This window comes from Rhodococcus sp. PAMC28707 (assembly GCF_004795915.1).
GTDB lineage: Bacteria > Actinomycetota > Actinomycetes > Mycobacteriales > Mycobacteriaceae > Rhodococcoides.
Genome location: NZ_CP039253.1, coordinates 3,048,368 through 3,074,489 on the forward strand (window position 1 = coordinate 3,048,368; position 26,122 = coordinate 3,074,489).

Genomic DNA, 26,122 nt, shown 5'->3' on the forward strand with positions numbered 1-26,122 from the left:
GATGCCGATTAACGAGACGCTCTCGCAGTACAGCGACTGGTCTTTCGAGTCCTCATTCACAATCTACGTACTCGCATTCATCCTGCTCATTGCGCAGTACGCCTCGGTGAAGGCCTCGGCGGTCCACTCCAAGGAACTGGTCGGCTCCGGCGCGCCCATCGCTACGGCCACCGGCCCGGGGCGGATTGCCGACGCACCGAAGCCGCCGCTGTCCGAGCGTCTGGCCGGCATGGGATACGCGCTGCTGATCCTCGCACTCGTGCTGCATGTGGCAGCGGTCGTCCTACGCGGGTTCGCAACGCACCGGTTCCCGCTGGGCAATATGTACGAGTTCGTCACCATGGCTACCGCCGCTGCGACCCTGACGTCGATCGTGTTGCTGCGGAAGCGTGCGATGCGCCCGATGCTCGTGTTCGTCCTGGCACCGATCATCATTCTGATGTTCCTCGCCGCCACGAAGCTCTACGCCGACGCCGCACCCGTCGTGCCTGCACTGCGCTCCTACTGGCTGCCGATCCACGTCACCATCGTCAGCGTCGGCAGTGGAATTCTGCTCGTCTCCGGCGTCGCGAGCCTGCTGTTTCTGCTGCGCATCAAGCAGCCTGCAGGCGAGGAGAAGAGCACCGCGCTCGGCAGATTCGCCGCCAAGCTGCCCGACGCTCAATCGCTCGACCGGCTCGCGTACAAGACGACGATCATGGCGTTCCCGCTGTTCGGTGCAGGCGTCATCCTCGGCGCGATCTGGGCAGAGGCAGCGTGGGGCCGCTTCTGGGGCTGGGATCCCAAGGAAACGATGTCCTTCATCACCTGGGTCATCTACGCCGCATACCTGCACGCACGGGCAACGTCCGGGTGGCGGAACACTCGCGCGGCCTGGATCAACGTCGGTGGTTTCGTCACCATGTTGTTCAACCTCTTCATCATCAACATGGTGGTCTCCGGTCTGCACTCCTATGCCGGTCTGAACTAGCTGGTAACGTCCGCCTGAAATATTGGCAGGACCGGGGTGGCGTGCTGGGGAGCGCGTCACCCGTCTCGGTAACGGTGGGGGGACAAGTTCATGGCCGATTGGCAGATGAGTTCGTGGCAGGCGGTGCGGCCGGAAGAACCGGACGAGGACCGGCCTTCGCCGATCGCTGCACCAACAGAAGTCACGCCTCCAGAAGTCACACCTCCGGCACTCACACCCCCGGCACTCACACCCCCGGGCGCCACGGTCACGGTCGTTGCAGCCTCGGTCGTCGCGCCGGTGGATAATTCAACCCGTGAGCCTGAGCCTGCGGCTGCAGAGGTTCACGACGCCGAAGCGCCGGTCGCCGCAGCGTCCGAAGCAGCACCCGAGGCCCCGCTCGACCCATCCGAGGCTCAGGTCGACGCTGCACCCGACACAGGCTTCCGGTCGACGCCGGTACCGATGCCGGCCGAGGATCAGTATCCACCCACTGCGTCGCCGACTTCGCTGCCGACGCCGGTAATCGCTTCGTCCGCACTCGATCTGACCAACGCTTTGCTGGTGAAGCAGGTCAGTCCCGCGCCACTATCGGGTTGGCGTCGGTGGCTGTATTCCGCGTCGGGCAAGCGGGTGAACCTGGGCAACAGTCCGCGGGACGAAAAACAGTTGCGCCTGATTCGACAGGTCGACCGCCAACTGGTCGGCTGCTACCGAGTGTCGGTGCTCAGCCTCAAGGGAGGCGTCGGAAAGACCACGACGACGGCGACTCTCGGGTCCATGTTCGCGAGCATCAGGGGCGACCGTGTCATCGCTGTCGACGCCAATCCCGATCGAGGGACGCTGAGTCAGAAAGTGCCCGTCGAAACGCCGGCGACGGTGCGAAACATGCTGCGCGACATCGATAGTTTGGATCGCTACAGCGACGTACGCGGATACACCTCGCAAAACGAGTTCAGGCTCGAGGTGCTCGCCTCGGATTCCGACCCTGCCGTGTCGGAAGCATTCAGTGGCCGCGATTACGATCGCGCTGTCGATCTGCTCGAAAAGTTCTACAGCATCGTCCTGACCGATTGCGGTACCGGTTTGATGCACTCCGCCATGGACAGCATCCTGTCCGGTTCCGATTCACTGGTTGTGGTCAGTTCCAGCTCGGTCGACGGGGCTCGGAGTGCGTCGGCGACCCTCGATTGGCTCGACGCGCACGGACACCGAGATCTCGTTCGATCCTCGGTAGCCGTGGTCAATGCGGTGAGGCCGCGAGCGGGGAAAGTCGATCTGACGAAGGTTGTAGAACATTTCGAGCAACGATGCAGGCAAGTCGTGCTCGTGCCCTTCGACCCGCATCTCGAAGAGGGAGCGGAGATAGACCTCGATCGGCTCAAGCCCAAGACTCGGTTGGCTCTGCTGGAATTGGCTGCTGCCGTGGCCTCAGATTTCCCCATCACTCGACCGGACGCAGCGCGCACCGAAGAACGAACAAGAACAGCCCGCTCCTGAGGAGCGGGCTGCAGACAGAGGCGCTAGGACGGTTCACCCGTCTCGCTGGTTACTCTGGTCGATCTTGTTTCCCCGAATCGTGACCATCGGTCCCCGAGCGTCGAGTATCTCGATTCATCTTCCACAAAAATTCCGGGTCGTCGTCAGGGCCGATCACCTTGCCTGCGGGTTCCTGCATCGTCGGGCCGAACGCCTTCCAGAACAGAACGATCACTGCTACCAAACCGATCATCGCCAAAAGATAGATCATGTCGCACCTCCTCATAAGAGGGTAGCCGCGTGGGGGTGCCATGTGCACCCCACGCGGCTCGCAGTTTCCTGAGAATCGACCCTCCCGTACGAGCGGAGAGCTACCGGTGTCCGGCTTCCGTGGTCAGCGATGTCAGCAAAGCCATGACCTCGGACTCGCGGAACCGGCGGTGGCCGCCGGGCGTCCGAAGTGATCCGAGCCGTCCTGCGTGTGCCCATCGGGTCACTGTCTTCGGATCGACATGAAAGAGCGCCGCTACCTGCCCCGGTGTGAGCAGTGAATCCTGAGCCTTGTGCAGAGTTGGTGCGCTCATCTTCTCGTGTCCTCCTGCGTGCATTCTCGCGTTTGATCGATCGCTGATGTGTCCGGTACTGCTGGTGTTTCTTCACCCTGACGGGGTCCTCGGTGAAGCAAGACCCGCCCTCGTGGAGTGTGAATCCCCAATCGGGATCCGGCCGCGAGGACCTGCGTTCTCGTCCGATCGGTCGAGAACGCGTGGTGTACGAGACCCATGGTTACATCCAGACCCCTAGGTACTCGACTGACCTAAAGTTGGTAAAGGGGAGGTAATGGACAAATCGGATAAGTCAGGCGGCATCGAGACAGCGTTCTTCCGAGCGGTAACCTGGGGTCGTGACCGAAAGCAACACGCCCCCCGCGCCCACCGCAACAAAGGGGCAGCTAATCCGTGACGTGGCCCTTTACACCGGAGCACGATTGTTGCTCGTCATCGTCATCGCCGCCGCCATTTTCGGAATCGGGCTCATCTTCGGCGTCGAGGTGCCCATACTCGTCGCCGCGGTGTTCGGAGTACTGATCGCCCTGCCGCTGTCCCTGCTGCTGTTCAAGTCGCTTCGCATACGAGTCAACGTCTCGATCGCCGGAGTGGACGAGGGACGCAGGCAAGCGCGTGCAGATCTGCAATCGAAGCTGCGCGGAGAAGACGGCCGTTGATGACCCGCATCGTCGATCACTCGGCGTCGCGTGAATGGGTCGACAACGCAGTCCGACTGATCGACGCCGACGCCCAACGCAGCGCCGACACCCATCTCCTGCGCTACCCACTGCCGGCCGCCTGGAACGTCCAGCTCTACCTCAAAGACGAGTCCACGCACATCACCGGAAGCCTCAAGCACCGGCTCGCCCGCTCACTGTTCCTCTACTCGATCTGCAACGGTTGGGTCACCGAGAACACCACCGTCGTCGAAGCATCCTCCGGATCGACAGCAGTCAGTGAGGCATACTTCGCGCGACTACTCGGCCTGCGCTTCGTCGCCGTCATGCCGCGCAGCACCAGCCCCGCCAAAATTGCGCTCATCGAAACCCACGGCGGCCGATGCCACTTCGTCGACGACCCGGCCGCGATGTACACCGAAGCGCACCGACTCACCGCCGAACCGAACACGCATTACATGGACCAGTTCACCCACGCCGAACGCGCAACCGACTGGCGCGGAAACAACAACATCGCCGAATCCATCTTCGACCAACTCACCCTCGAAGAGTCACCCATACCCACCTGGGTCGTCGTAGGAGCAGGGACCGGCGGCACCAGCGCCACCATCGGCCGCTACATCCGATACCGACGACACGCCACACGATTGGCCGTCGTGGACCCGGAGAACTCCGCCTTCATCGGGGGCTACGAAAGCGGAAGCGCCGACTTCGAGACCGACAAACCATCTCGCATCGAAGGAATCGGACGTACACGAATCGAACCATCCTTCGTCGGACAAGTCATCGATCGCATGATCGCCGTACCCGACGCAGCATCCGTCGCCGCCACCAGACACACATCCACAGTTCTTGGAAAGCGTGTCGGCGGATCGACCGGAACCAACATGTGGGGTGCCTTCGGGCTCATCTCCGACATGATCTCCGCCGGCAACCACGGCAGCGTCGTGACAGTGCTGTGCGACGGCGGAGAACGGTACGCCGACACCTACTTCGACGACAGCTGGGTCGCCGATCAGGGAATGGACCTGAACGGCCCGACAACGGTGCTCGAAAACTTCCTCAAAACCGGAGAATTCGTACCCTGAACTCCCAGTTCCGCAGGCTCTACTCCCGTCCATCTGGGTCGTTCCGCAGGCTCTACTCCCGTCCATCTGGGTCGTTCCGCAGGCTCTACTCCCGTCCATCTGGGTCGTTCCGCAGGCTCTACTCCCGTCCATCTGGGTCGTTCCGCAGGCTCTACTCCCGTCCATCTGGGTCGTTCCGCAGGCTCTACTCCCGTCCATCTGGGTCGTTCCGCAGGCTCTACTCCCGCATCAACACGACCGACGCCGCTGCCGTCGCCGCCGCCACCGAGCCCACCGCAGGCCAGGCGCCGATCTTCTTCGCCAGCGGGTGCGAGGCTCCGAAACCCACGAGATAGGTCGCCAGGAGCGCGCCGGCGACCTTCGGGCCCGAGGACGCATTCCATGAGACGGTGCACGCGACACCTGCCGCCGCAAGGACAGCGCCTCCGAGTTGCCGGTTCTTCGTCTTCCGTGCCACCGCGAAACCACCGAGGAGTCCACCAGCCGCGAGTGCCGACGTTGCAATCGTATTCAGAGCCATACCCCCGACAGTAGTGCCGAAGGGCTCCACACGCCGCATACGAGGTCGGTCAGGACTTCGCCGCCTCACGCACCCGAATAGCCCGGGCCAGGTGGTCCCGCTGTTCGATGACGAGCCTGCGAAGCGCCGCCGGCGCCCACTGGTGAGCAGCGAGCCACGCATCGGCGTCCTCGGTGCTCTGCTGCTGCGGGAACAATCCGATGACGAGCCTCCTGGCGATCTCGATACTTCGCCCGGCCCAGAGGTCCGCGATCATCTCGAAGTAACGAGCGTCGAAGGACGCCAACACATCACGTCGCCCACCGGCACGGAAACCGGACACCGTTGCGTCGACGGCGTCATTGGAGAGGTCGTCGGAATCCATCAATGCAGACCACGCAGCCGACTTCGCTTCGGAAGTAGGTCGGGCCGAGATCGCAGCGCGATACGAATTGCGGCTGGAAGCCGATGCGTCCAAGGTCAATTCGGCATCGATCGCGTCCCTGTCTGCGCGGCCGCAGGCGCTGAGAGCCCGCATCAGCAGCCATCGCTGCTGTGGATCGAGGTCGAGGCCCTCGATGGGCAGGGTGCCGTCGAGTAGTCCGAAGATGTCCCCGGCCCTGGAATTGGAGTTCTGGGCCGCCGCGCCGACCGCGCGTAGCCACACCACTTGCCCATCGCTTCCGGCATCGGCCGACATCAGTTGAGACCAGCACGTGTCCAACCAGAGTCGATCAGTATCCTGACCGTCCGGAAGATAGTGATCGATCGCGTACTGGGCATTGGTGAGAACAGCCTCCAGAATGCCGACCTTGCTCTCCGAGGGCGCGAACTGCGAAACCAGGTCCAAGAACTTCGTCGGTGCGAATTCTGCGTCCCGTGTCGCGTTCCACAGTGCCGACCAGATCAATCCCCGAGCCAAGGGATCGACAAATCGGTCCAGTGAGTCGGCGATAGTGGCAAGGGACTTCGCGTCGAGTCGAATCTTGGCGTATGTCAGGTCATCATCGTTGAGGAGAATCAATGCGGCACTGGGCAATTCGATGGGGGTACTCGCATCGACGATATCGATCTCGCGACGCTCCGTCCGAACGAGATTACCGTCGGCATCCGCGTCGTACAGGCCGATGGCCAGGCGATGCGGGCGTGGATCTGTCTGCTCGACGCTTGTGCCGGTGTAGGAAAGCGTCGATACGCCGCTGGTCTTCAGCCAGGCGGTAGCCCAGCTGTCCAGGTTTCTCCCGGACGCGGCGGAGGCATGAGTCAGCAGATCTGCGAGTGTCGTGTTGCCGAAAGCGAACTCGGCGAAATACCTCCGCGAGGCCTCGAAGAAAGCCTCGTCTCCGACGTATGCTGCCAATTGTTTGAGCACGCTGGCGCCTTTGGCGTAGGTGATGCCGTCGAAGTTCAGTTTGGCAGCTTCGAGGTCGGTGATGTCGGCGACGATGGGGTGGGTCGTCGGGAGTTGGTCCTGCAGATACGCCCAGGCCTTACGCCTGTTCGCGAAACTGACCCAGGCGTCGGTAAAACGCGTTGCGTCCGCGGACGCGAATGCGCCCATGAAGTCGGCGAAGGATTCTTTCAGCCACAGGTCGTCCCACCACTCCATGGTCACGAGATCGCCGAACCACATGTGTGCCATCTCGTGCAGAATCGTGTTGGCGCGAGCTTCGTGCTGGGCATCTGTTGCAGCGGAACGGAATACGTAGGACTCGGTGAAAGTGACCAAACCCGGATTCTCCATTGCACCGAGGTTGTACTCCGGAACGAAGATCTGATCGTATTTGCCGAACGGATACGGGTATCGGAATTTGTCGTGGAAAAAGTCGAGCCCCCGACGAGTGATATCGAAGATGTCCTCGGGATCGAAGTAGTCAGCGAGAGAAGCTCTGCACAGTGCACCGAGCTCCACGGTGAGATCGTCTCGGGTCCAGGATGATTCGGATCGGTAATAGGGACCTGCGGCGACGGCGGTGATGTATGTCGAAATAGGCAAGGTGGGGGCGAAGGTCACCGTATCTCCCGTGCGGATTCCAGTCCGGTTGGAGAGAACTTGCCAATTGGACGGCGCGGTGACCACAAAGGTGAACGGCGCCTTGATATCGGGCTGTTCGAAATTCGCGAACACGCGTCGTGCGTCGGCCGGTTCGAACTGGGTGTAGAGATATACCTCGTCGTCGACAGGGTCGACGAAACGGTGAAGACCCTCACCGGACCGGCTGTAGCGAGCCAACGCGTCGACGACGAGCGTGTTTCTCGAGGCCAAACCGACGAGTTGAATGCGTGCGCCGTCGTAGACCACGGGAATGTCGACGTCGTTGAGCCTGAGCGATTTTACTTCCGCGCCGATGAAGTCGATCCAGGTCGCCGGTGTGGACGCGTCGAACGAGATGGTGGTGCGAGAGGTGAACGTGTCGGCGTCGGCGTCGGTTGCGCCGAGTAGGCCCAGCTCGATCCGATACGAGACATCGGTGATGTGTCGCGAGCGACGGCGTGTCTCGGTACGGGTGAGGTTCGCAGTGTTCACCTGTCGAGCGTAAGCCGCTCGATAGCGCTGCGGGTGGGCACACCCATCGACGCTGCGCAGCATAGTCTTGTGCGCATGACATTTCTCGTACGGCTCGTTATCAACGCTCTCGCGATCTGGTTGGCTGCGCAGTGGGTCGGTGGCATCGAACTGGCGAGCTCAGGCCGTGGAACAGGATGGGATTTGATCGTCCTGGCGGGCATTGCCGCGGTCTTCACCATCGTCAATGCGTTCATCAAGCCGATGGTGAAACTGCTGTCGCTTCCCCTGGTCATTCTGACGCTCGGAGTGTTCACCCTCGTCATCAACGCGCTGATGCTGCTCCTCACCGCTTGGATTTCCTCGGTGACCGATTACGGCTTGGCGATTGCCGGCTTCGGTGCAGCATTCTGGGGCGCACTCATCATTTCGATCGTCAATTTCCTGCTCGGCGCGTTCGTGCCCGAGAACCGCTGACGGTCTACGCCAATGCCAATGCGGCTCCGGTCGTCAAGCCCCACACCAGCATCGCCAGACCGGAGTCGCGAAGCGCCGGGATGAGTGCGAATCCCGTCGCACCCGTACGTACCGGCGTGTTTGCGCGTGCTGCCAGCGGCAACGCGAGCAGTGCGAGCAACGCCCACGGTGTACGCGCGACGAGCGCGACCGTCACCGCAAACGGAACGATCATCAGTGCGAGGTGGAGCAGGCGGGTGCGGGTGTCACCCAGTCGCACAGCGAGGGTGTGTTTTCCGGAGTCCGGATCGGTGTCGATGTCACGAAGGTTGTTGGCGACGAGCACAGCGCTCGAGAAAGATCCGACTGCGACGGCCGCGACCGCGCCAACCCAGTCGACCCGACCCGCCTGCACGAACTGGGTGCCGAGAACCGCAACGAGGCCGAAGAATACGAAGACCGCTACCTCACCCAAACCGCTGTATCCGTAGGGCTTCTTGCCGCCGGTGTAGAACCACGCACCCGCGATACAGACAACGCCGACGAGGATGAGCCACCACGCGCTGGTCGCCGCCAACGCGATCCCGGCAACTCCGCCCACTACGAAACATCCGACAGCAGCAGCCTTGACGGAACCGGGCGAGGCGACCTTCGACCCGACGAGCCGGAGCGGGCCGACGCGTTCGTCGTCGGTTCCACGGATGCCGTCGGAGTAGTCGTTGGCGTAGTTGACACCGATGATGAGCGCCAGCGATACGAGGAGCGCGAGCAGCGCCTTCCACCACACTGCGTCACCGAGTGACGCCGCTGCACCTGTTCCGACGAGAACGGGCGCAATAGCGTTGGGCAACGTGCGCGGGCGTGCGCCTTCGATCCATTGAGCAGTGGTGGCCATGCTGTGATCTTTGCGCATCGCCTCCGTAGATGCCCTCGGAGGGCCGAGTAGCAGGGCCAGAATCAGGGAAGAGGCAGACGAGGCAAGTCGGGCAGCTGAAATTTGGGGAGCTGAAGCGGCGGCAGCTGGAACTGCCGCGGAGGGGGCGGGGCGGGTGGGGCTTCGGTGTTCGCATCGGTGCTGCGCTCAGGCACGTACCGAGTTTCGGTGGTCGAAGCAACAGGCGGCGCAGTCGTCGTGACGGGCGCCGCATCCGCCGTCGGGACCACGACCGTGGTGGTTACCGCTGCCTTCGGCAAGGGCGGCGTGGTGGCCTCGGCGGTAGGTTTCTCGACGGCGGTGTCCTGGGTTCCGGTCAGCGACGGTTCCCCCCGGCGCCGGGCCACAGCATCCAGGTGAAGAAGCTCAATGCGGCGAGGGTCGGAAGTCCGAACCGTACGAGCGGGGTCAACAGTGATGTGACGCTCCAGCGTGAGGCTCCGGATTCGGCTGTCTGCTCCTGGTCCACTCGGACTGCGTACAGCGCTGCACCGCGAGCACTGATCAACTCCGGATCGACGGGTACGACAACGGGAATCCGGAGATATCGCTCCAGTACCTCTTTCAGCAGGGGGATTCTCGCGCCGCCACCGACCGCGACCACCACCTCGGGCGGAATCTCGGACATCTCGGCGAGATCGCGGAGGGCGGTCGCCGAGTGCTCGGCCGCTCGCATGATCTGCAGTTCGAACATGTGACGATCCAGCAGTCGAAATGCGCCGTCCGAAGTCTGCGTCGCCTCGTGCATGGACAGCGCTTCCTTGATCTCACAACTGAATTCCAACAGAGCGTGTTCTTCGGATTCGGTGCGTGGTATCGCAAGAATGTCGAGGGTCAGGAGGTGATCCCGCACAGCGCGATCGAGGACTTCGCCGCTCATCTCGGATGTTCGAGTCGCGGCGTAGACTGTCCCGCTGTCGATATCTGCGACAGTCATCTCGAGACCAGTCGCCCCGAGGTCGTAAAGCACGACGGTGCGATACCGGAATTCGGGGTCCACTCTCAGCTGTTCGAGAGTGCCCGCAACCTCCGAGATCACGCGTACCTCCGACACATACTCCTCGACCAGCGCCGCCTTCAACGCGGCACTGTAGCCAGGGTCGGGGAAGGCGACGCCGAGAGAATGCGGGGCGTCCGACCGATCGACGACGACCCGGATGGCGTGCGCGACGTCCTCGGCATCGGGCGTCGGACCGGCAGTCGGGAACCATTCGGTGGAGAACGACCGGCCGTCGACTGTGCGAACTGCTCGAATGCCACTGACACCCATCGATATGCCGACTGCTGAATCCATCGCTCTCGTGGCTTCCCTTCCCTCGTCGGCGGCGACACGTGCGGAACTTACGCATGATCCTATCGTGTAAAGGTCGGTTTTCCGATCGATAACAGACCAGAAGACGCTTTTCGGGGAACGAAGTATCAGCTCATCTATGATGTCGATCAGTGCGCACCGGGGCCCCTGAACTCGAAGTAGACACCCCCACCGATCGGATCGAGGTGGGGGTACTCGGTGTTGTTTACATGCGCGTCGGCGGCGACTTCGTCCATATTCCCGGTATGCGAGCGCGGGCGTTGCTTGCCGCCCTGGCAACCTCGCCCGGCCGAAGCCGAAGCACTTCGGCGTTGATCGACGACATCTGGCCCGATGCGCCACCTCGCTCGCCGAAGAACGCGCTGCAAACACAGGTGTCGAGGTTGCGTACGGCTCTGCCACCGGGCACCGTCGAGATTGGCCCTGCTGGATATCGCCTGTTGATCGAACCCGAACAACTCGACCTCACCAGCGCAGAGATCGGGGTTGCCGCAGCCGAAGGTGAACTCGCGCGAGGCAACTTCGACTCGGCGCTCGACGTCGCATCGAGGGCTCTGGAGTTGTGGAGGGGAGAGCCCGGGGAAGATCTTCCCGCCGGATCGCTCGCCGACGATCTGCGAGGGCGCGCCACCGCCGCGTCCTTTTCGCTCGACGCAGTCAGAATCGAGGCGCTGCTCGGACTCGGGAACATCGAGCAGGCATTGCCGTACGCAAAAGCGGCAGTTCTGCGCGATCGACTCGACGAACGATTCGTCACCTATCTGATGCTGTGCCTGGACGGGCTCGGTCGCACCAACGAAGCTTTGGAAGTATTCGCCCGGCTGAAACAATCTCTCGCCGAACGTCTGGGGACAGACCCTTCGCCCGAACTCGTGAACCTCAACGCCGAGCTCCTCAGACCGAAGGCGCAGGAGTTGCCACGCTCGATCGGCCTTAGAATCCCGCCGAACGAGTTGATCGGCCGCGAACAGGATATCGCAGCGATCGAAGCGTCGATGAAGAATTCGCGCGTCACGACGATCCTTGGGCCCGGCGGCAGTGGAAAGACCCGAATCGCACATGAGTTGGGTATGCGGGCATCTGTTTCACAGCCCGTGGCCTTCGTCGAACTTGCATCGCTGCATCGAAGCGAAGACGTCGCGGCGGCGATAATTGCCACCCTCGGATTAAGTGAATCGGAGTTGAGCATTCGCAAGCTCGGTATGGTTCGGGTCCACACGTCCCTCGAACGACTCCGCGAGGCACTCTCAGCGAGACCGAGCGTTCTGATTCTGGACAACTGTGAACACGTGATCGACGACGTCGCGTCGGTGGTCGACGAGTTGGTTTCCGCCAGTAGATATCTCACAGTTCTCACCACATCGCGGACGCCGCTTCGCATCTCAGCCGAGTCGATGTTTCCGTTGCCGTCGCTTCGAGTTCTCGGTTTGCAAGCGCCCGCCACCGTGCTCTTCGGCGTGCGTGCGCGCGCTGTACGGTCGTCGGCGGTGCTCGAGGCTTCGGAGGTTGAAAAATTGTGTCGAACGCTCGACGGTCTGCCGCTGGCAATCGAATTGGCTGCGGCGCGAGTTCGGACGATGAGTGTTACCGAGATAATCAGTCGACTCGAACACCGATTCACGCTTCTCCGCACGAGCGATCGAACTCGACCCGAGCGCCATCGGACATTGCACGCAGTGATCGACTGGAGTTGGAACCTACTGGACATCGAGATGCGATCCGCCTTGTGCAGGCTATGTCGTTTTCCAGCCGGGTTCACCTTCGACGCGGCTCGATCGGTAGCGGAGTGGGGTGAGGTGACCGACATCGATGCTGCCCTCACTGGACTGGTCGACCAGTCGTTGCTTACCGTGACCGAACGACATGGCATCGTGCGGTACCACATGCTGGAGACCGTCCGCGAATATGCTGAGCAGCAGTCCGATTCAGAGGAAAAGGCAGCTCTGACCCAACGAATGTCGAAGTGGGGCCTGCTTCTCGCCGAGGCCGCGGCGGATAAATATCGAGCAGGTCGACAGGTCGAACTCGTTGTCGAATTGGAAGACGAACACGACAACCTGCTTGCTGTACTCAGAGAGGCCGCGGAGCGAAGGGAATGGGGCCACTTCTATTCCATCCTGGCGGTCTTCGTCTTGCTGTGGGCGCTTCGCGGTTCGCATTCGGAAGTGTTGAAGTGGGCTCCCGATTTGCTCGATGCCGAGCGTGACGGGCCGGCACTGGACTGGGTGTCGGCCGATGCAATGGTCTTGGCACACGTCGTGATTCTGGGGCACCTCGCCCACAGCAGCGACCAGCGTGATGTTGCGCGAGTCCGGTTGCGTTTGCGTCGAGTGTTGCATCGCCGAACCGAGATCGAGCCTGGTCTACGGTTGATAGCCGAGCTTTTGACAGGCCGCTTCGACGGCCGTGGCCTCGCTCGGCAGTTGGCCGAAAGTACACGCGCTTCGCATGCATCGGAGCGTAATGCGGCATTTTTGTTGCGAGCCGGCTTGTACGAGAACTCGGGATATCTGTATCCCGCAGCGAAAGATGCACTCGCGGCGCGGGAGATTGCTCTCGCCCGCAATGACGCGATAAGTGCCGCCTCGGCGTCGCAATTTCTCGGCAGCATCTACGGGCAATCCGGGCAATCGAATTCAGCTATCGAATTCTATGAAGAGGCCGCCGACATGCTGTGGAATCTCCACTCTTTCGAGGAGAGCATACAAACCCGCGGCTTTCTGGGTGGTGCACTGATTTCTGCCGGCAGAATCGACGAGGGCCGGGCACTGCTCGATGACCTTGACGGAGTCCAGATCGATGTCGAGAGTCGGGGTGGGCGTGAGCCAGGTTCCCGTGACCCGTATCTTTCCGCACTCATCGCATCGCGCGCCGAAGCCGATCTCGCACAGGGGCATGTCGATTCAGGGCTGGCGCTGTTTCGCCGGGTCGTCGGGCTGTCCGGATTCAGCTCTGAAGGTATGGGAGATTCGTATCTGACTATGCAAGCCAGTGCATCGGTGTCGGCCCACGTGTTGTTCGGACGTCACGGTGAGGTCGCCGACTCCGTCGATGTGCTTCGGGCAATGGTCACTGCTCGTATGGGGCCCGGGGGGATCCGGGACCTGCCGCAGATCGGCGCGGTGGCATGTGCGGTGGGCTCGTACGACGTGCAGTCCGGTCGCGACCCAGGGCCCGGTCTGACTCTCATTGCGCTGTCGGTCAAAGCTTTTGCACGCCAAGATTTTCCATCGATGCGGCCGCAGCGTCACTTGGACGCCGCGGCAGCAGTACTCGGTGCTGCCACGGTGGAGGCAGAGGCTGCCCGCGTCGCGCATACGACGCGGGCGGGCGCACTCCGTGCGATTCTCGACCTTCTTTGTTAGGCCTTGCGCATATATGTCTTGACCGTCAGTGGTGCCATGATTGCGACGATCACCACGGCGCCGAGGACGGCCCAGACCACTGGCATTCCTGCATGACCGGTGTTGGCAAGGTCGCGCACTGCAGTGACCAGGTGTGAGACGGGATTGACGCCGACGAACTGCTGTAGCCAGCCCGGCATCGTGTCCACCGGGACGAATGCGTTGGACAGGAATGTCAATGGGAAGAGAATGAGCATCGAGACTCCCTGTACCGACGACGCCTTGTTCATCAAGACCCCCATCAGTGCGAAGATCCAGCTGATCGCCCACGCGCAGAAGATGACCAGGCCGCCTGCTGCGAGAACACCGAGCGCTCCACCGTCGGGACGGTACCCCATGGCGAACCCTGTCGAGAAGGTGATGACAGTCGCGATGGCGTAGCGAACTACGTCAGCGAGCAACGCTCCGGCCAATGGCGAGATACGTGCTATCGGAAGTGATTTGAAACGATCGAACACACCCTTGTCCATATCTTCGCGCAACTGGGTGCCAGTCACGATGGACGTGGTGATCACCGTTTGAGCCAGGATCCCGGGAATGATGACAGGGAGATAGCTCGCCACGTCACCGCTGACCGCGCCGCCGAAGATGTAAGTGAACATCAGGGTGAAGATAATGGGCTGCAATACGACGTCGAACAGTTGTTCCGGGTTGTGCTTGATCTTGAGCAGTCCGCGGTAACCCATCGTCATCGAGTTTGCTACCGACTGGGAAAGTGATATTCGGTGCAGTGGTTGCTCGGTACCGAACGATGCATGGGTGGGGGACTCGATTGTGGTTGTCATGCTGCCTCGTCTTCGGTGTCGTGTCCGGTGATGGCCATGAAGACCTCGTCCAGGCTGGGCTTGGACACGGTGATCTCGTCGACGGCGATACCGTTCTCGCGCAGACGAACAAGAATCTCCGGCGTGTGCGACGTATCCGACATCGGGGCAGTCAATCGGTCGCTGCCTGGTGTCGCGAGAACGTCGACACCGAGTTGTGCGGCAACTATCGACCGCGCGCTGTCCCATTGGCTACGGTCGACGAGGGTCAATTCGAGCGTGGAAGTTCCGACCGAAGCCTTCAACTCATCGGCGGTCCCGTCGGCGATGACCTTGCCGCGATCGATGACGGCGATTCGGTCACAGAGCTGATCGGCCTCGTCGAGGTACTGCGTGGTGAGCAGAACCGTCGATCCCTGGGCCACGAGCCGGCGAATCGTGTCCCACATCTGAGATCTGGTCCGCGGATCCAGCCCGGTTGTCGGTTCGTCCAGGAACAGCAGGGGCGGGGAGGAGATGAGGCTGGCCGCGAGATCGAGTCGGCGACGCATACCTCCGGAGAAATTCTTCAGTGGTTTGGTGGCGGCCTCCATCAGCCCGAACTCTTCGAGGAGCTCGATTGATCTGCGTCGGCTCTCTTTCCGGGTCAGTCCGAGCAAGCGAGAAAATATGACGAGGTTCTCGGTCGCGGTCAGGTCTTCGTCGACGGATGCGTATTGGCCGGTGACACCGACGAGGGACCGGACTGCGGTCGGCTCGGCGACGACGTCGTGGCCGAAGACGCGAGCCGACCCGGAGTCCGGCCGGAGCAATGTTGCAAGCATGCGCACGGTTGTCGTCTTACCTGCACCGTTCGGGCCTAGAACGCCGTACACGGCTCCGGTCGGGACGGACAGCGATACACCGTCGACGGCTCGTTGTGTTCCGAACATCTTGACGAGGTCTACTGCCTCGATAGCTGGGTTCATAGTGGGAACAGTGCGCGGCTCCGCTTGCGTGGCACTTGCATGGTGCTTGCAAAGACTTACACGTCCGGGAACCAGGCACCGAACACTAGGTTAGGTGTCCAATCCCCAGCCTTGCACCACCTCGACGGACTCGCCCAAGGGCCGGGTCATGGACCACAGTGGGACCGCCCGGCAATACGAAATCTTCCATTCGCCGTCCTCGACGACGTATTTGTCCTCGTATTCCATGGACGACACGGTTTCGGTGCGTGCGGTCATATCGAGTTGGCGAAACGCCAGTGTCCACTTGCCTTCGGCATGGTCATCGTCGATGAGCGTAATCTCCGGGTGAAATGCGTGGTGCATGTCGAGAACGACATAGCTTCCCGATTCCTTCTTCAGCGCAACTTTGCGGAAGATTTCGACGACTGGATCCGCATCTTCGTATTTTCCAAGTCGGCCGTAGTCCATGATCGCGCCGCGTTCGATGAAGCATGCGCGAAACGTGTTGGCGTCCTTGGCGTCACACGCCCTCAGATAGCGATGTTTGAGAGACTTGATTGCCTCGATCTTCTCGAGGGCGGCCATTCTTTGCTCGATCGATGGAACGCTCACATCAGAATCCTTTCGTCGGGAAAATTTGAATCGGTTTGAGCCTCAATCGATTACCGCGGAACTGTACTGCGGTGGATTGCCTAGCATCGGCCGATGCGAAGGAGGCAGATTTCCGTCGACGTCGACCACACCGAGTTCGGCGGCGAGCTCTGCGCCGATCAGAACGTTTCCCGTGCGCTGCATCAGGTGCGGATCACGGGCCAACGCTGCGATGATCCTTCCGGTGAATTCCGGTGTTTCCGCAGTAGCAGCCAACGATGCGTACGCGTCCGGATTGGCGGCAAAGCTCGCGAGTGTGCGCTCGGTCTTGAGCAAGCCCATCCAGATCGAGATCACTGCCACACCGAACGGCCGGAAGTCGTGAGCCATGTCGTGAGCCATCTTGTCCACCGCCGCTTTTCCTGCACCGTAAGCAGGTCCGTGCATGTAGCACGTGCCGCCGAAGCTCGAAGTGTTCACCACGAGGCCGCTTTCACCTTCGATCAGCAATGGCGCCGCGAAGTGCGTCGCGACATAGGTCGATCGCATTCCGACATCGAGCAAATCGAGCAACGACAACGGCTTCTCCCAGAACGGACCCTTCATGGTCAGCGCATCGGGAACGGCGAGCGCATTGTTGACAAGAATGTCCAGTCGACCTTGCTCTTTGCGAACTTGCTCGAAGAGATTCTCGACCTCGCCGTCCACAGAGTGGTCGGTGATCACTGGGATGCCTGTTCCGCCGCGGCGAGTGATCTCCTCTGCCGTCGCGAAGACAGTGCCCGGAAGAGGCGAATCCCCGACCGATGCAGTACGTCCCGTCACATACACGGTGGCCCCCGTATCGCCGAGGGCCAAGGCGATTCCCTTGCCGGCGCCGCGGCTTGCGCCTGTCACTACGGCGACGATGTCAGATTTCGAACTCAACACGAACTCCTCTGTTCATTCTTCCGTTACGGGATTGCCGAAACGGTACGCATCCGATTTTCAAGTGCAGCAAACAAAGTAGAAAGCCGGCTCACCGAAGGGTCCCCTCGGTGAGCCGTATGAGTCGGTAAAGCGGGTGCAGGGTCGGCCGAGTGAATTGATGGCACGCGGTCCGAACCGTAGCGTCAGATCATCGCTCGCAGTGGACCCTCCGGCACTTCACCCATGGTGGTGAGAGCTGTTGAATGGTAAAGGGTTCCCGGAACGTGAATCGCATGCTGCAAGCCGACGTGCGCGTCACGCCAGTAGCGCTGCACGAGATTGGTACGTCGTACAGCATTGCCGCCCGAACGCGAGAAGATCTCGTCGACCGCATGTACAGCCCGCCAGGCTGAGCGCACCTGATTCCGCCGGACCAGCGAACGGTCCTCGAACGAGATCGTCTGTCCGGCGTCCGCGAGATCGTAGACGCGTGAAATTCCGTCGAGCAGTTGTGTTCGTGACGCGGCGATCTCGGCCGCGGCATCGGAGATCGCGTACATCACATAGGGGTCATCTTTGATTCTGGTCCCGATGGCAGAGACGCGTTCCCGCTGGTAGTCGAGATGTGCGGCCAGTGCACCCTCGGCGATACCGATGACGGCAGCGGTGATTCCGAGCGGAAACATCGTCCAGAACGGCAGCTTGTATACGGTTTCGGTCCGGCCGACGCGCTCGGCAACTCCTTCCCCCGCCTGCACTTCCTCGTAATCCATTGTCCGATAAGACGGCACGAAGGCCCCATCTACGACGACGTCTTTGCTGCCGGTTCCTTGCAGCCCGATGACGTTCCAAGTGTCGTCGATAATCGTGTAATCCTTACGTGGCAGAACCACGTGGATGATCGTGGGCGGCATCAAGGCATTTCCCTCGGCATCGCCGACCATCGCTCCCAGAAAGATCCAGTCGCAGTGATCTGTGCCTGAGGAGAAGTTCCAGTGGCCGTGCAAAATGTATCCGCCGTCGGTAGGCGTCGCCACGCCTTGCGCTGCGTACGGAGATGCGATCCAGGTGTCCGGATCCTCGCCCCAGACTTCTTCCTGAAGTTTGCGGTCCATCAGGGCCATCTCCCAGGGGTGGACTCCGCCCACGCCACACACCCATCCGGTGGAACCGCAATGCTTGGCGACGGCCATGACGGACTCGGCGAAGTCCCGAGGATGGGCTGCGTATCCGCCGAAGTCGGTGGGCTGCAGCATTCGCATCACCCCGGCTTGTCGGACCAGTTTCACGCTCTGGTCCGAGAGCTTGCCGAGATCCTCGGTCTCTTGGGCCGCTCCAGCCAACTGAGCGGCAATTTCTTCGACTTTGAGAACCACTTCATGCGTCATCGTGTACCTCCGTGTGATGTCGGGCTACTCACCCAGTAGCTGAGTCCTTGGTCACAGTAGGTTCCTGCGGTCCTCCGAAAGAACAGGCGCTCCCGCTCATCGGAAGCGCACTACGTATCGTCACGCCGGCAAGGGGTATTGATTCCCACACCATCCTCGGTTTGTTCGATATTCCGGGGCAGCAGTATTACCGGACGTGCGAACAGCCACCCGTTCCTTTCAAATCTTTTCGCTCGAATCGTCCGGACGTTGTGACATCCGGACGTCCTCAGGGGACCAATATGCTTTCGCCGAGGTGATCCGTCCATCGCCATCGAGTGTCATCACATCGATCGGCTCTATCTCGACAACTCCGTCTGCGGTGTGGGTGCGCACGAGAAAGTGAAATGCGACCGAATCGCCGCTGTGGCGGAAATCGAGCAGTTCGGTCTCTCGTCTGGACTCGATCAACGGCTTGAAGAAGCGTGCAATCGCGTCCTTTCCGCACACTGCAGCGGATCCGACTGGATCCTCCACCGTTGCTCCCTCGGCGTACAGGCTTGCGATCTGGTCCGATGACGTCGCACCCGCGATCGCGGCCAGGTATCGCGTGACGGTGGAGAGGGCCACATCGCGAGTGATCTCTTGTGTTGGGGTCATGTGATGAAACTACGACCACTTCACAGTCGAAGAACACCGCTACTCCTACTGAGCGGACTGACCGAGAGTGGCCCCTCGCTCTGTCGGTTCCCGCAAAACCCGTCCGGGATCTCCCGATGAGCGGAAGGATTTGCTTCGGTGGCCGAACAGACGCAATAGCTTTGTGTCGAAAGCAAACTCGGCTTCTCACCACAACACATCAGAATGAAGCGAGGAATGATGAGTGAAGTCAAAGGTCTCGGCTACGTGAGCATCGAGGCCACCGAAATCGATCGATGGCGTGAATTGGCGTTCGATGTGCTGGGTTTCGACGAGGGCTCCGGACCTGAAGAAGGAGCCTTGTATCTGAGAATGGACGAGCGCGCCTCACGGCTGACCGTGGTGCCCAGTGCGCACGACCGGGTGACAGCAGTCGGGTGGGAGGTGCGTGACCAATTGGCGTTGGCTCGTTTGCGAGATCGGCTGGAGATAGCGGGCTACGTCGTCGAGCCAATGTCACAAGATGAAGCTGACAGCCGTCGCGTCGAGGAGGGATTCTCGATGAAAGATCCAGGCGGCACACCGCTCGAGTTCTTTCACGGACCCGTTCTCGACCACAGTCCGGTGGTCACCAAATACGCGCACAAGTTCGTCACCGGCGTCCAGGGTTTGGGCCATGTGGTCGTCCCATCCACAAACTTCGATGAGACCTACCGGTTCTACACCGAGATACTGGAATTCTTACCGCGCGGAGCCATGCGGATGCCCGTGCCTGCGGAGTTCGGTACTCAGCGGATTCGATTCCTCGGAGTGAACGAGCGGCATCACAGCCTTGCTCTGATGCCGGTGCCGGAGGGCAAAGATCCCGGACTGGTGCACGTGATGGTCGAAGTCGACCAACTGGACGCAGTCGGGCGGGCACTCGATGAGGTGATGAAGCGGGAGTTCCCGGTGTCTTCGACCCTTGGTCGGCACACCAACGACCAGATGATCTCCTTTTATGTTCAGTCGCCGGGTGGATGGGACATCGAATATGGGACCGAGGGCGCACTGGTCGACGAAGCCTTCTACACCTCGGAAGAAATCACACAGGACAGTTACTGGGGCCACGAGTGGGCCTGGGCACGGGAAATGAAGAAGGCTAAGGACGCGGCCGAGAACGGTTGAAAAGTCGAAGGCTGAGCCCGTGATGGTGTAGCGCTCGTTTGCTCTACGCAAACGAGCGTTCGACCCTGGACCGGGGCTCCTTCGAGGAATGTGGTGCGTCTCTACCTTCCGCGAGTCTCAGGCTTTGGACATCGGGTTGATTCCCACGGAGCGTGAAATCTCGCGGGAGGCAGAGCGTACCGAGCTGACCATTCGAGCGTCCATTTGATCGAGTGGGCCACAGATGGAAATAGCTGCCACGGTATGCCGGCCGTCGCTGGAGGTGGCGTGGCCTGCGCTGACAGAGCTTGCCACGCAGCCGATGTCGACGAGTCCCTCCCCTCGGTCGAAGGCAATACCATCTTCACGTACCTTCGTGATCTCACGTGCAAGTTGCTCGCGAGTAACGATCGCTAGGGGGAGGCCGGGTTTCATTCGGTCGAAGACCGGCGCGTGCAAGTATTCGTCCGGCTCGGCCGCCAGGAGCGCTTTACCCAGCGCTGTTCGGTGTGCAGGCTGATGGCTACCGATGCGCGTAGGGATGTGTGCACCGAATTCTCCATCGAGTTTTTCCCAATAAACAACGTCTCCGCCGTCGAGGTAGGCGAGGTGCACCACCAGTTTTGTTCGTTGCTGCAGCTCGAACAGGTGAGGACGGACAAGCCGATAGAACCAGTGCGTGCGTACGCCTTCCGAGCCGAGCTCGAACATCCGAACGCCTATTTCGTAGGCGTCACCGACACGTAACAGCCAACGTAGTTTCACCATTCGTTCGAGTAAGCGGTGCGCCGATGAGCGCGGAATCCCCGTTGCGTGCACCATTTGCGTCAGCGTCAAAAAGCCCTCGGTTTGCAGTGTATCGAGCATGAGCTCAGCTCTGCTGAGCTGGTCCGAGGGAGGTTCACCATGTGTCTGCATCAATCACCACGCCCTTGAACGATCAGCAGGGACCACGCCCCACTGTGATCTGATCCACATTAGCTCACCCTCGTGGAGCGTCCGATCAACGGTGGATCCGACGTCGCGTACGTCATCGACGTCTATCGACTCGACGTACCCTGTGCACTATGTCTGAGGCAAGTGAACTCGAGAATGCCCGTGGTGCTGCACAAACGAGGCTGGAACGAGCAGTCGGTGAGGGGAGGCTGACGCTTGCGCAATATTCCGACCATGCGGCCGTGGTGTGGGCGCCGGCGGTAGAGCAGAAAGAACTCGACGCGATTGCGCCCAACACGATGGAACCCGTCCCGACCCGTGCGCGATCTCAGTCGAAGATCCTGTGCCTGTTGAGTGATGTCAAGCGCGCGGGCCGATGGGCTTTGGCGAAGTCGACAGTCGCGGTGCTGATCATGGGTGACCTCACCTTGGATCTACGGTCTGCAATCATCGGCTCCAACGAATCGACCATCACCATCGTCTCGCTCTTCGGCGACTCCGAGCTGATCGTGCCCGACGGCGTGAACGTCGAGATCGGAGGATTCGACGTCCTGGGCGATCGCAACATCGATACGGGGTCGGTGGACCCGGGCCCGTATGCGCCCACCATCAAGATCCGATCGTTCTCGATGTTCGGTGACCTGAAAGTGCAGTCCCCACGCTGACCGTCACAGCGGCAATGCAGTCTCCGTCGGACCAGGCTCGGCGCCGACGCGTCGGAACCATTCGCGGCCGAATGCCGCTGTGAGCATGTCGAGCGGCATATCGAGGAACGGCCCGAAGTCGCCGACCTGAGTCTCGTGCGCGTGCATCGCTGCCCGCTTGGCGTCCATCGCGGCGCTGACGTCGACGATCGTGGTGATCTCGGCTTCCGGGAGCCCGAACGAATCGAGGTCGGGCGGAGAGTTCTCCTCGGACCAATTCGGGTTCGCCATCACGAGGGCCTTCATATGGTCGCGATTGGTCGTTGCCTCGTAGACGTTTGCGATGCCTGCCAGTTCGGCCGCACGCATACCCACGACATGCACCTTGATGTGATCGGGATGCCCGTAGCCACCGTTGGGGTCGTAGATCGTGAGGACATCGGCCTGCTCTTCTTCGAGCACGTCGGCCAGCTTTCGCGCCGCGGCATCCACATCGGCATTGCAGAACGCGTCGGGATTGTCGTTCTCGACGGTCCCTGCCATCCCCGAGTCCGCATAGTGCAGCATCACCACACGGTCGGCGCCGAGGACAGACGCGGAGCTCTCCAGTTCGAACTTGCGTCGCTCGACGAGGGTTTCGCCGGCGCGGAGGATGCCGTCGGGGAACTCGCCGAGTGCACCGTCGGTTGCGGTGACCAGAACGACGCGGTGACCGGCGTCGGCGGCGAGACGCATGATCCCACCGGTGGTGAAGACCTCGTCGTCGGGATGGGCGTGAAAGCAGACCAGAGTGCTCATGCCCGAAATGTTTGCACGAACGCTCCGGCAGTTCCTACTCGGTCGAGTCGGAGCACACCGAGCGCACACCCTTTTTGGCAACCGCAACCCCGTCCTCGGACGTGGAAATGGCGTTTTGGTTTGCAAAAACGGTGCGCGCTAACCCGAGCAACGAGACCTACGACGGCGTCAGCCCCGCCAGCGTGAGACGCAGCGCCGCTCGATCGAGTTTGCCGGGGCCGCGGGTGGGCAGGGAGTCGAGCAGGTACAGCTCGCGGGGTGCGGCGGTGACGTCCAAGGTGCTCCCGAGGTGTTCGCGTAATGCCGTCAATGTCACTGGACCGCCGACGACCGCGACCACGACGCGGTGCCCGAGGCGCTCGTCTTCGAGGCCGACCACCGCGCACTCGCGCACCGCCGGGTGCGTCGATAGTGCAGCTTCCACTACTTGCGGCACGACGGTGAGTCCGCCGGTCGTGATGGCCTCGTCGAGGCGGCCCTGTATCGACAGCACCCCGTCGAGGAGAACTCCGGCATCGTCGGTGCGGAACCACCCCGGCTCGGCGAAAGCAGGGTGAGCGGGCATGCCGCGGTAGCCGAGCGCGAGGGTAGCCCCACCGAGTACGACTCTGCCGTTGTCGATGCGGACCAGGGCACCATCGAGCGGCATACCGTCGTACACGCAGCCGCCGGCGGTCTCGCTCATTCCATAGGTGCCGACAAGGGTGATTCCGGCTGCAGTCGCCCGTTCACGTAGGGGGACAGGTGCGGCCGCGCCACCGAGCAGCACCGCATCCAATGATGCGAGTGCCTCGACGGCAGCAGGGTGGTCCAGCGCTTTGACGAGCTGGGTGGGAACGAGCGAGGTGTATCGACGCGGGCCGACGAGCGCTCCGACGGCAGCAGGCAGCGCCGACGGTTCGAAACCGGTGGAGACGTCGAGTATCACCGGTTCGGTGCCGGCGAGAACACTGCGCAGCAACACCTGTAGGCCGGCGATGTGATGGGCGGGTAACGCCAACAGCCATGAACCGGGGCCGCCGATGCGCGCGTGCGTGGCCGTGCCACTTGCCCGCAACGCGGCCGCGGACAGCATCGCACCCTTAGGGGTTCCCGTGGTGCCGGAGGTGGCCACGACGAGGGCTGCGGCGGACTCGATCGGAGTGCCGGGAGCCATCGCGTCGCGCAACCGGGCGCTCTCGCGCGCGTCGGACGCCGGGACCGGAAGTACCGCAGGGCAATTCCCGTCGAGTATGTCGCTCAGTCGTGGCAGCAGATCTGCCGCGGCTGGTCCGGCCGGGATCGGTAGTTCTTCGAGCAGTTCCACATCGGCGAGCCTAGTCGGATGCTCCCAGTGTGAACGGGTCGGCGAGAGGCCATCCGCCCGTCGTGAGATTCGACCGAACCCGATCGATGTCCTCTTCCCGTGGCATCTCGTTGGTGACCTTGGTGATGGTCACCGCGATACCTGCTTTGTCCGCTGGAAGTTGCCCGTCGGCGATGAGCGCGTCCATGACGGAATGAACCTCGTTGTCGGACAGTCGGCGGGCCAGCAGCGCCAGCAGGGGAATGTAGTCCGCGTCGGGTACGCCTTCGGGATACCCGACGCGGAACCAATCGAGGATCGCGGTGAGGAACGACGGAACCGCCATCTACTTCAGCGATACCGGATCTGCGAGGGGCCATCCGCCTGCAGCGAGTCGGGCCGAGACGCGAGCAATGTCTTCGGGGGTCGGCTCGGTATCGATCAGTTCCTTGATGAACTCGGAGATCTCGTCGTTGGAGATCGCCCCGGCACTCAGTGCACCACCGATGGGGGCGACCAAGCCGAGTACGACCTCGTGTACTTGGGCGTCGGTCAATTCGGCGCGACGCAGCAGAGCCACGAGGGGGAAGCGATCCTTCGGAGGTATGCCCTCCGGGTAACCGGCACGCAACCATTGGAGGACGGATGCGGGAAACGGGGTCTTGGGGTCGGTCATGACGGCTGTCCTTCCTGGTCGACTAGTGAAGATGAATCAGAAGACGGAAATTCCGAACGTGTTGTCGAGGAAGTCCTTCATGATGAAGAGAATCCCAGCGACGATGGCGAGTACGACAACGGCGAAGCAGAGCGCCGCGACGGCGGTGGCTGCGACTGGGCGGGTAGTGCGGAGCTGGGTGGTGCCGGTCGCATCGTCCGGTGTCTCACCGACGGCGAGGGCTCTGAGGCCTAGAGCGAAGATTGCCGGCAGGCCTGCTCCGAGAAGCAGCCCGACGAGTACGACTTTCCACAGCGAGTCGAGCGTGTGCGTGAGGGTTTCCATTGCCGTTCTTCCTAAACCGTTGTGGGGGACTTCTCGTCGGCCGGAACGAGGCCGCCGTCCCACTCGTCGTTGACGTTGTTCGGGTCGATCGGCTGGCGACGCGACCGCAGGTACATGATGGCCGCCAAGGCGATGAGAATGGCGAAGACGACCAGCACGCCGGGCAGTCCGCCGACGATATCGGCGAGGTGCCAGCACGCCGCGCCGACGACGCCTGCGAGGGGCAGGGTGATGACCCACGCGACTGCCATGCGTCCCGCGACGTTCCAGCGGACCTGTGCCCCCGGCTTGCCCACACCCGAGCCGAGGATGGATCCGGTCGCGACCTGCGTCGTCGACAACGGAAGTCCCAGGTGGCTGGAGGTCAGGATGATTGCGGCGGAGGAAGATTCCGCTGCCATTCCCTGGGGGGATGCGATTTCGACGAGTCCCTTGCCGAGTGTGCGGATGACGCGCCAACCACCGAGATAGGTGCCCAATGCGATCGCGAGTGCGCAGGTGAACTTGACCCACAACGGCATGTCGGCCTCAGGACCGACGGTGCCGTACGCGACGAGAGCCAGGAAGATGACGCCCATCGTCTTCTGTGCGTCGTTAGTGCCGTGGGCGAGCGAGACCAGCGATGCGGAGCCGATCTGTCCCCAGCGGAAGCCACGCTCCCTCGACTTCTCCGGCACCGCATTGGTGATGCGGTAGATGAGCCGGGTGCCGACGGTGGCAACGAGACCTGCGACGACGGGTGCGAGCACAGCGGGGAGCACGATTTTGCTCCAGACGCCGTCCCAGACGACCCCCGATGTGCCGAGGCCTGCGATTGTTGCGCCGATGAGCCCGCCGAACAGTGCATGTGACGAGCTGGACGGTATGCCGAGTAGCCACGTTGCGAGATTCCACAGAATGCCGCCCACGAGACCGGCAAAGATGATGGTCAGCAGCGCTTGGCCACCGGTATCGCCGAGGTTGACGATGCCTTTGGCGACCGTGGCTGCCACCTCCACCGACAGGAATGCGCCGACGAGATTCAGGACGGCGGACAGGGTGACTGCAACCTTGGGCTTGAGTGCCCCTGTTGCGATCGACGTCGCCATGGCGTTGGCGGTGTCATGGAAACCGTTGGTGAAGTCGAACGCCAAAGCGGTCACGACGACAACCAGAAGTACGACGAATTCTGCGCTCACACTACAAAGTGTGACGCCTGCACAGCTCGATCTGTTAACTTCCCCCGAAGTGTTCTTCTTCGG

The 26,122-nt window shown here is 61.8% G+C and carries 28 protein-coding genes; 9 read left to right on the top strand and 19 right to left on the bottom strand.

What is annotated here, in order from left to right:
• Position 1: 1 nt before the first annotated feature.
• Together ccsB and E5720_RS13970 are read left to right on the top strand one after the other, a co-directional pair.
• Positions 2-970 (top strand): c-type cytochrome biogenesis protein CcsB, encoded by a 969-nt coding sequence (gene ccsB / locus E5720_RS13965; protein ID WP_136171148.1) that lies wholly within the window; start codon positions 2-4, stop codon positions 968-970.
• Between the two features lie 90 nt (positions 971-1,060).
• Positions 1,061-2,449 carry an AAA family ATPase gene (locus tag E5720_RS13970; RefSeq protein ID WP_247595960.1) on the top strand — a complete coding sequence of 463 codons (1,389 nt, stop codon included), beginning with the start codon at positions 1,061-1,063 and terminating at the stop codon, positions 2,447-2,449.
• 49 nt (positions 2,450-2,498) lie between these two features.
• On the opposite strand, the gene E5720_RS13975 is transcribed toward E5720_RS13970, so the two are convergent.
• Together E5720_RS13975 and E5720_RS13980 are read right to left on the bottom strand one after the other, a co-directional pair.
• The gene (locus E5720_RS13975) at positions 2,499-2,699 is read right to left on the bottom strand and encodes a hypothetical protein (RefSeq protein WP_136171149.1); all 201 of its coding nucleotides are present in this window, start codon (positions 2,697-2,699) and stop codon (positions 2,499-2,501) included.
• Between the two features lie 100 nt (positions 2,700-2,799).
• Positions 2,800-3,012 carry a BldC family transcriptional regulator gene (locus E5720_RS13980; protein WP_084346180.1) on the bottom strand — a complete coding sequence of 71 codons (213 nt, stop codon included), beginning with the start codon at positions 3,010-3,012 and terminating at the stop codon, positions 2,800-2,802.
• A gap of 320 nt (positions 3,013-3,332) precedes the next feature.
• Between E5720_RS13980 and E5720_RS13985 the strand changes: the two genes are divergently transcribed.
• Together E5720_RS13985 and E5720_RS13990 are read left to right on the top strand one after the other, a co-directional pair.
• Positions 3,333-3,653 carry a DUF4229 domain-containing protein gene (locus E5720_RS13985; RefSeq protein WP_136171150.1) on the top strand — a complete coding sequence of 107 codons (321 nt, stop codon included), beginning with the start codon at positions 3,333-3,335 and terminating at the stop codon, positions 3,651-3,653.
• Positions 3,653-4,741, top strand: a complete 1,089-nt coding sequence (locus tag E5720_RS13990) for a PLP-dependent cysteine synthase family protein (protein WP_136171151.1) — start codon at positions 3,653-3,655, stop codon at positions 4,739-4,741. Before E5720_RS13985 ends, E5720_RS13990 begins: the two co-directional genes overlap by 1 nt.
• Positions 4,742-4,958: 217 nt before the next feature.
• On the opposite strand, the gene E5720_RS14000 is transcribed toward E5720_RS13990, so the two are convergent.
• Together E5720_RS14000 and pepN are read right to left on the bottom strand one after the other, a co-directional pair.
• Positions 4,959-5,261: a hypothetical protein gene (locus tag E5720_RS14000; protein WP_136171152.1), complete on the bottom strand. Its 303-nt coding sequence runs from the start codon at positions 5,259-5,261 to the stop codon at positions 4,959-4,961.
• A gap of 49 nt (positions 5,262-5,310) precedes the next feature.
• Positions 5,311-7,767: an aminopeptidase N gene (pepN, locus tag E5720_RS14005; RefSeq protein ID WP_210729870.1), complete on the bottom strand. Its 2,457-nt coding sequence runs from the start codon at positions 7,765-7,767 to the stop codon at positions 5,311-5,313.
• Between the two features lie 75 nt (positions 7,768-7,842).
• Here pepN and E5720_RS14010 point away from each other — a divergent pair, with 75 nt between their 5' ends.
• Complete coding sequence (locus E5720_RS14010; RefSeq protein WP_136171154.1) at positions 7,843-8,223, top strand: phage holin family protein; 381 nt, start codon at positions 7,843-7,845, stop codon at positions 8,221-8,223.
• A 4-nt stretch (positions 8,224-8,227) separates the two neighbouring features.
• On the opposite strand, the gene E5720_RS14015 is transcribed toward E5720_RS14010, so the two are convergent.
• A complete protein-coding gene (locus tag E5720_RS14015; protein ID WP_136171155.1) occupies positions 8,228-9,097 on the bottom strand; it encodes a 1,4-dihydroxy-2-naphthoate polyprenyltransferase in 870 nt (289 codons plus the stop codon).
• Between the two features lie 207 nt (positions 9,098-9,304).
• Between E5720_RS14015 and E5720_RS22050 the strand changes: the two genes are divergently transcribed.
• A complete protein-coding gene (locus tag E5720_RS22050) occupies positions 9,305-9,496 on the top strand; it encodes a hypothetical protein (protein ID WP_247595961.1) in 192 nt (63 codons plus the stop codon).
• Here E5720_RS22050 and E5720_RS14020 read toward each other — a convergent pair.
• Complete coding sequence (locus E5720_RS14020; RefSeq protein ID WP_247595962.1) at positions 9,453-10,430, bottom strand: Hsp70 family protein; 978 nt, start codon at positions 10,428-10,430, stop codon at positions 9,453-9,455. The genes E5720_RS22050 and E5720_RS14020 overlap by 44 nt on opposite strands.
• Positions 10,431-10,579: 149 nt before the next feature.
• On the opposite strand from E5720_RS14020, the gene E5720_RS14025 reads away from it, so the two are divergent.
• Entirely contained in the window at positions 10,580-13,813 is a 3,234-nt protein-coding gene (locus E5720_RS14025) for a BTAD domain-containing putative transcriptional regulator (protein ID WP_247595963.1), read from the top strand.
• Here the strand turns inward: E5720_RS14025 and E5720_RS14030 are convergent.
• From E5720_RS14030 to E5720_RS14055, 6 genes are all read right to left on the bottom strand, one after another.
• On the bottom strand, positions 13,810-14,637 hold the full coding sequence (locus tag E5720_RS14030) for an ABC transporter permease (RefSeq protein WP_136171156.1): 828 nt from the start codon (positions 14,635-14,637) through the stop codon (positions 13,810-13,812). The genes E5720_RS14025 and E5720_RS14030 overlap by 4 nt on opposite strands.
• Positions 14,634-15,584: an ATP-binding cassette domain-containing protein gene (locus tag E5720_RS14035; protein WP_136171157.1), complete on the bottom strand. Its 951-nt coding sequence runs from the start codon at positions 15,582-15,584 to the stop codon at positions 14,634-14,636. The genes E5720_RS14030 and E5720_RS14035 overlap by 4 nt, the downstream gene beginning before the upstream one ends.
• A gap of 90 nt (positions 15,585-15,674) precedes the next feature.
• The gene (locus E5720_RS14040; RefSeq protein WP_247595964.1) at positions 15,675-16,178 is read right to left on the bottom strand and encodes a nuclear transport factor 2 family protein; all 504 of its coding nucleotides are present in this window, start codon (positions 16,176-16,178) and stop codon (positions 15,675-15,677) included.
• A 42-nt stretch (positions 16,179-16,220) separates the two neighbouring features.
• A complete protein-coding gene (locus E5720_RS14045; protein WP_247595965.1) occupies positions 16,221-17,084 on the bottom strand; it encodes an SDR family NAD(P)-dependent oxidoreductase in 864 nt (287 codons plus the stop codon).
• Between the two features lie 185 nt (positions 17,085-17,269).
• Complete coding sequence (locus E5720_RS14050) at positions 17,270-18,454, bottom strand: acyl-CoA dehydrogenase family protein (protein WP_136171158.1); 1,185 nt, start codon at positions 18,452-18,454, stop codon at positions 17,270-17,272.
• Between the two features lie 219 nt (positions 18,455-18,673).
• Positions 18,674-19,093 (bottom strand): nuclear transport factor 2 family protein, encoded by a 420-nt coding sequence (locus E5720_RS14055; protein ID WP_136171159.1) that lies wholly within the window; start codon positions 19,091-19,093, stop codon positions 18,674-18,676.
• A gap of 219 nt (positions 19,094-19,312) precedes the next feature.
• On the opposite strand from E5720_RS14055, the gene E5720_RS14060 reads away from it, so the two are divergent.
• Positions 19,313-20,239, top strand: coding sequence for a VOC family protein (locus E5720_RS14060; protein WP_136172704.1), 927 nt, complete (start codon positions 19,313-19,315; stop codon positions 20,237-20,239).
• A 117-nt stretch (positions 20,240-20,356) separates the two neighbouring features.
• On the opposite strand, the gene E5720_RS14065 is transcribed toward E5720_RS14060, so the two are convergent.
• Positions 20,357-21,085: an IclR family transcriptional regulator gene (locus E5720_RS14065; RefSeq protein ID WP_247595966.1), complete on the bottom strand. Its 729-nt coding sequence runs from the start codon at positions 21,083-21,085 to the stop codon at positions 20,357-20,359.
• A 200-nt stretch (positions 21,086-21,285) separates the two neighbouring features.
• Here E5720_RS14065 and E5720_RS14070 point away from each other — a divergent pair, with 200 nt between their 5' ends.
• Complete coding sequence (locus E5720_RS14070) at positions 21,286-21,819, top strand: LiaF domain-containing protein (RefSeq protein ID WP_136171160.1); 534 nt, start codon at positions 21,286-21,288, stop codon at positions 21,817-21,819.
• A 3-nt stretch (positions 21,820-21,822) separates the two neighbouring features.
• On the opposite strand, the gene E5720_RS14075 is transcribed toward E5720_RS14070, so the two are convergent.
• The 6 genes from E5720_RS14075 to E5720_RS14100 form a co-directional block, all read right to left on the bottom strand.
• On the bottom strand, positions 21,823-22,596 hold the full coding sequence (locus tag E5720_RS14075) for a PIG-L family deacetylase (RefSeq protein ID WP_136171161.1): 774 nt from the start codon (positions 22,594-22,596) through the stop codon (positions 21,823-21,825).
• Between the two features lie 157 nt (positions 22,597-22,753).
• Complete coding sequence (menE, locus tag E5720_RS14080) at positions 22,754-23,902, bottom strand: o-succinylbenzoate--CoA ligase (protein ID WP_136171162.1); 1,149 nt, start codon at positions 23,900-23,902, stop codon at positions 22,754-22,756.
• Between the two features lie 10 nt (positions 23,903-23,912).
• Positions 23,913-24,227, bottom strand: a complete 315-nt coding sequence (locus tag E5720_RS14085) for a DUF3349 domain-containing protein (protein WP_136171163.1) — start codon at positions 24,225-24,227, stop codon at positions 23,913-23,915.
• The gene (locus E5720_RS14090) at positions 24,228-24,557 is read right to left on the bottom strand and encodes a DUF3349 domain-containing protein (RefSeq protein ID WP_084346165.1); all 330 of its coding nucleotides are present in this window, start codon (positions 24,555-24,557) and stop codon (positions 24,228-24,230) included. It abuts the gene before it with no gap.
• A 36-nt stretch (positions 24,558-24,593) separates the two neighbouring features.
• Positions 24,594-24,881: a hypothetical protein gene (locus E5720_RS14095; RefSeq protein ID WP_136171164.1), complete on the bottom strand. Its 288-nt coding sequence runs from the start codon at positions 24,879-24,881 to the stop codon at positions 24,594-24,596.
• An 11-nt stretch (positions 24,882-24,892) separates the two neighbouring features.
• Positions 24,893-26,059, bottom strand: a complete 1,167-nt coding sequence (locus E5720_RS14100; protein WP_136171165.1) for an inorganic phosphate transporter — start codon at positions 26,057-26,059, stop codon at positions 24,893-24,895.
• Between the last annotated feature and the right edge of the window lie 63 nt (positions 26,060-26,122).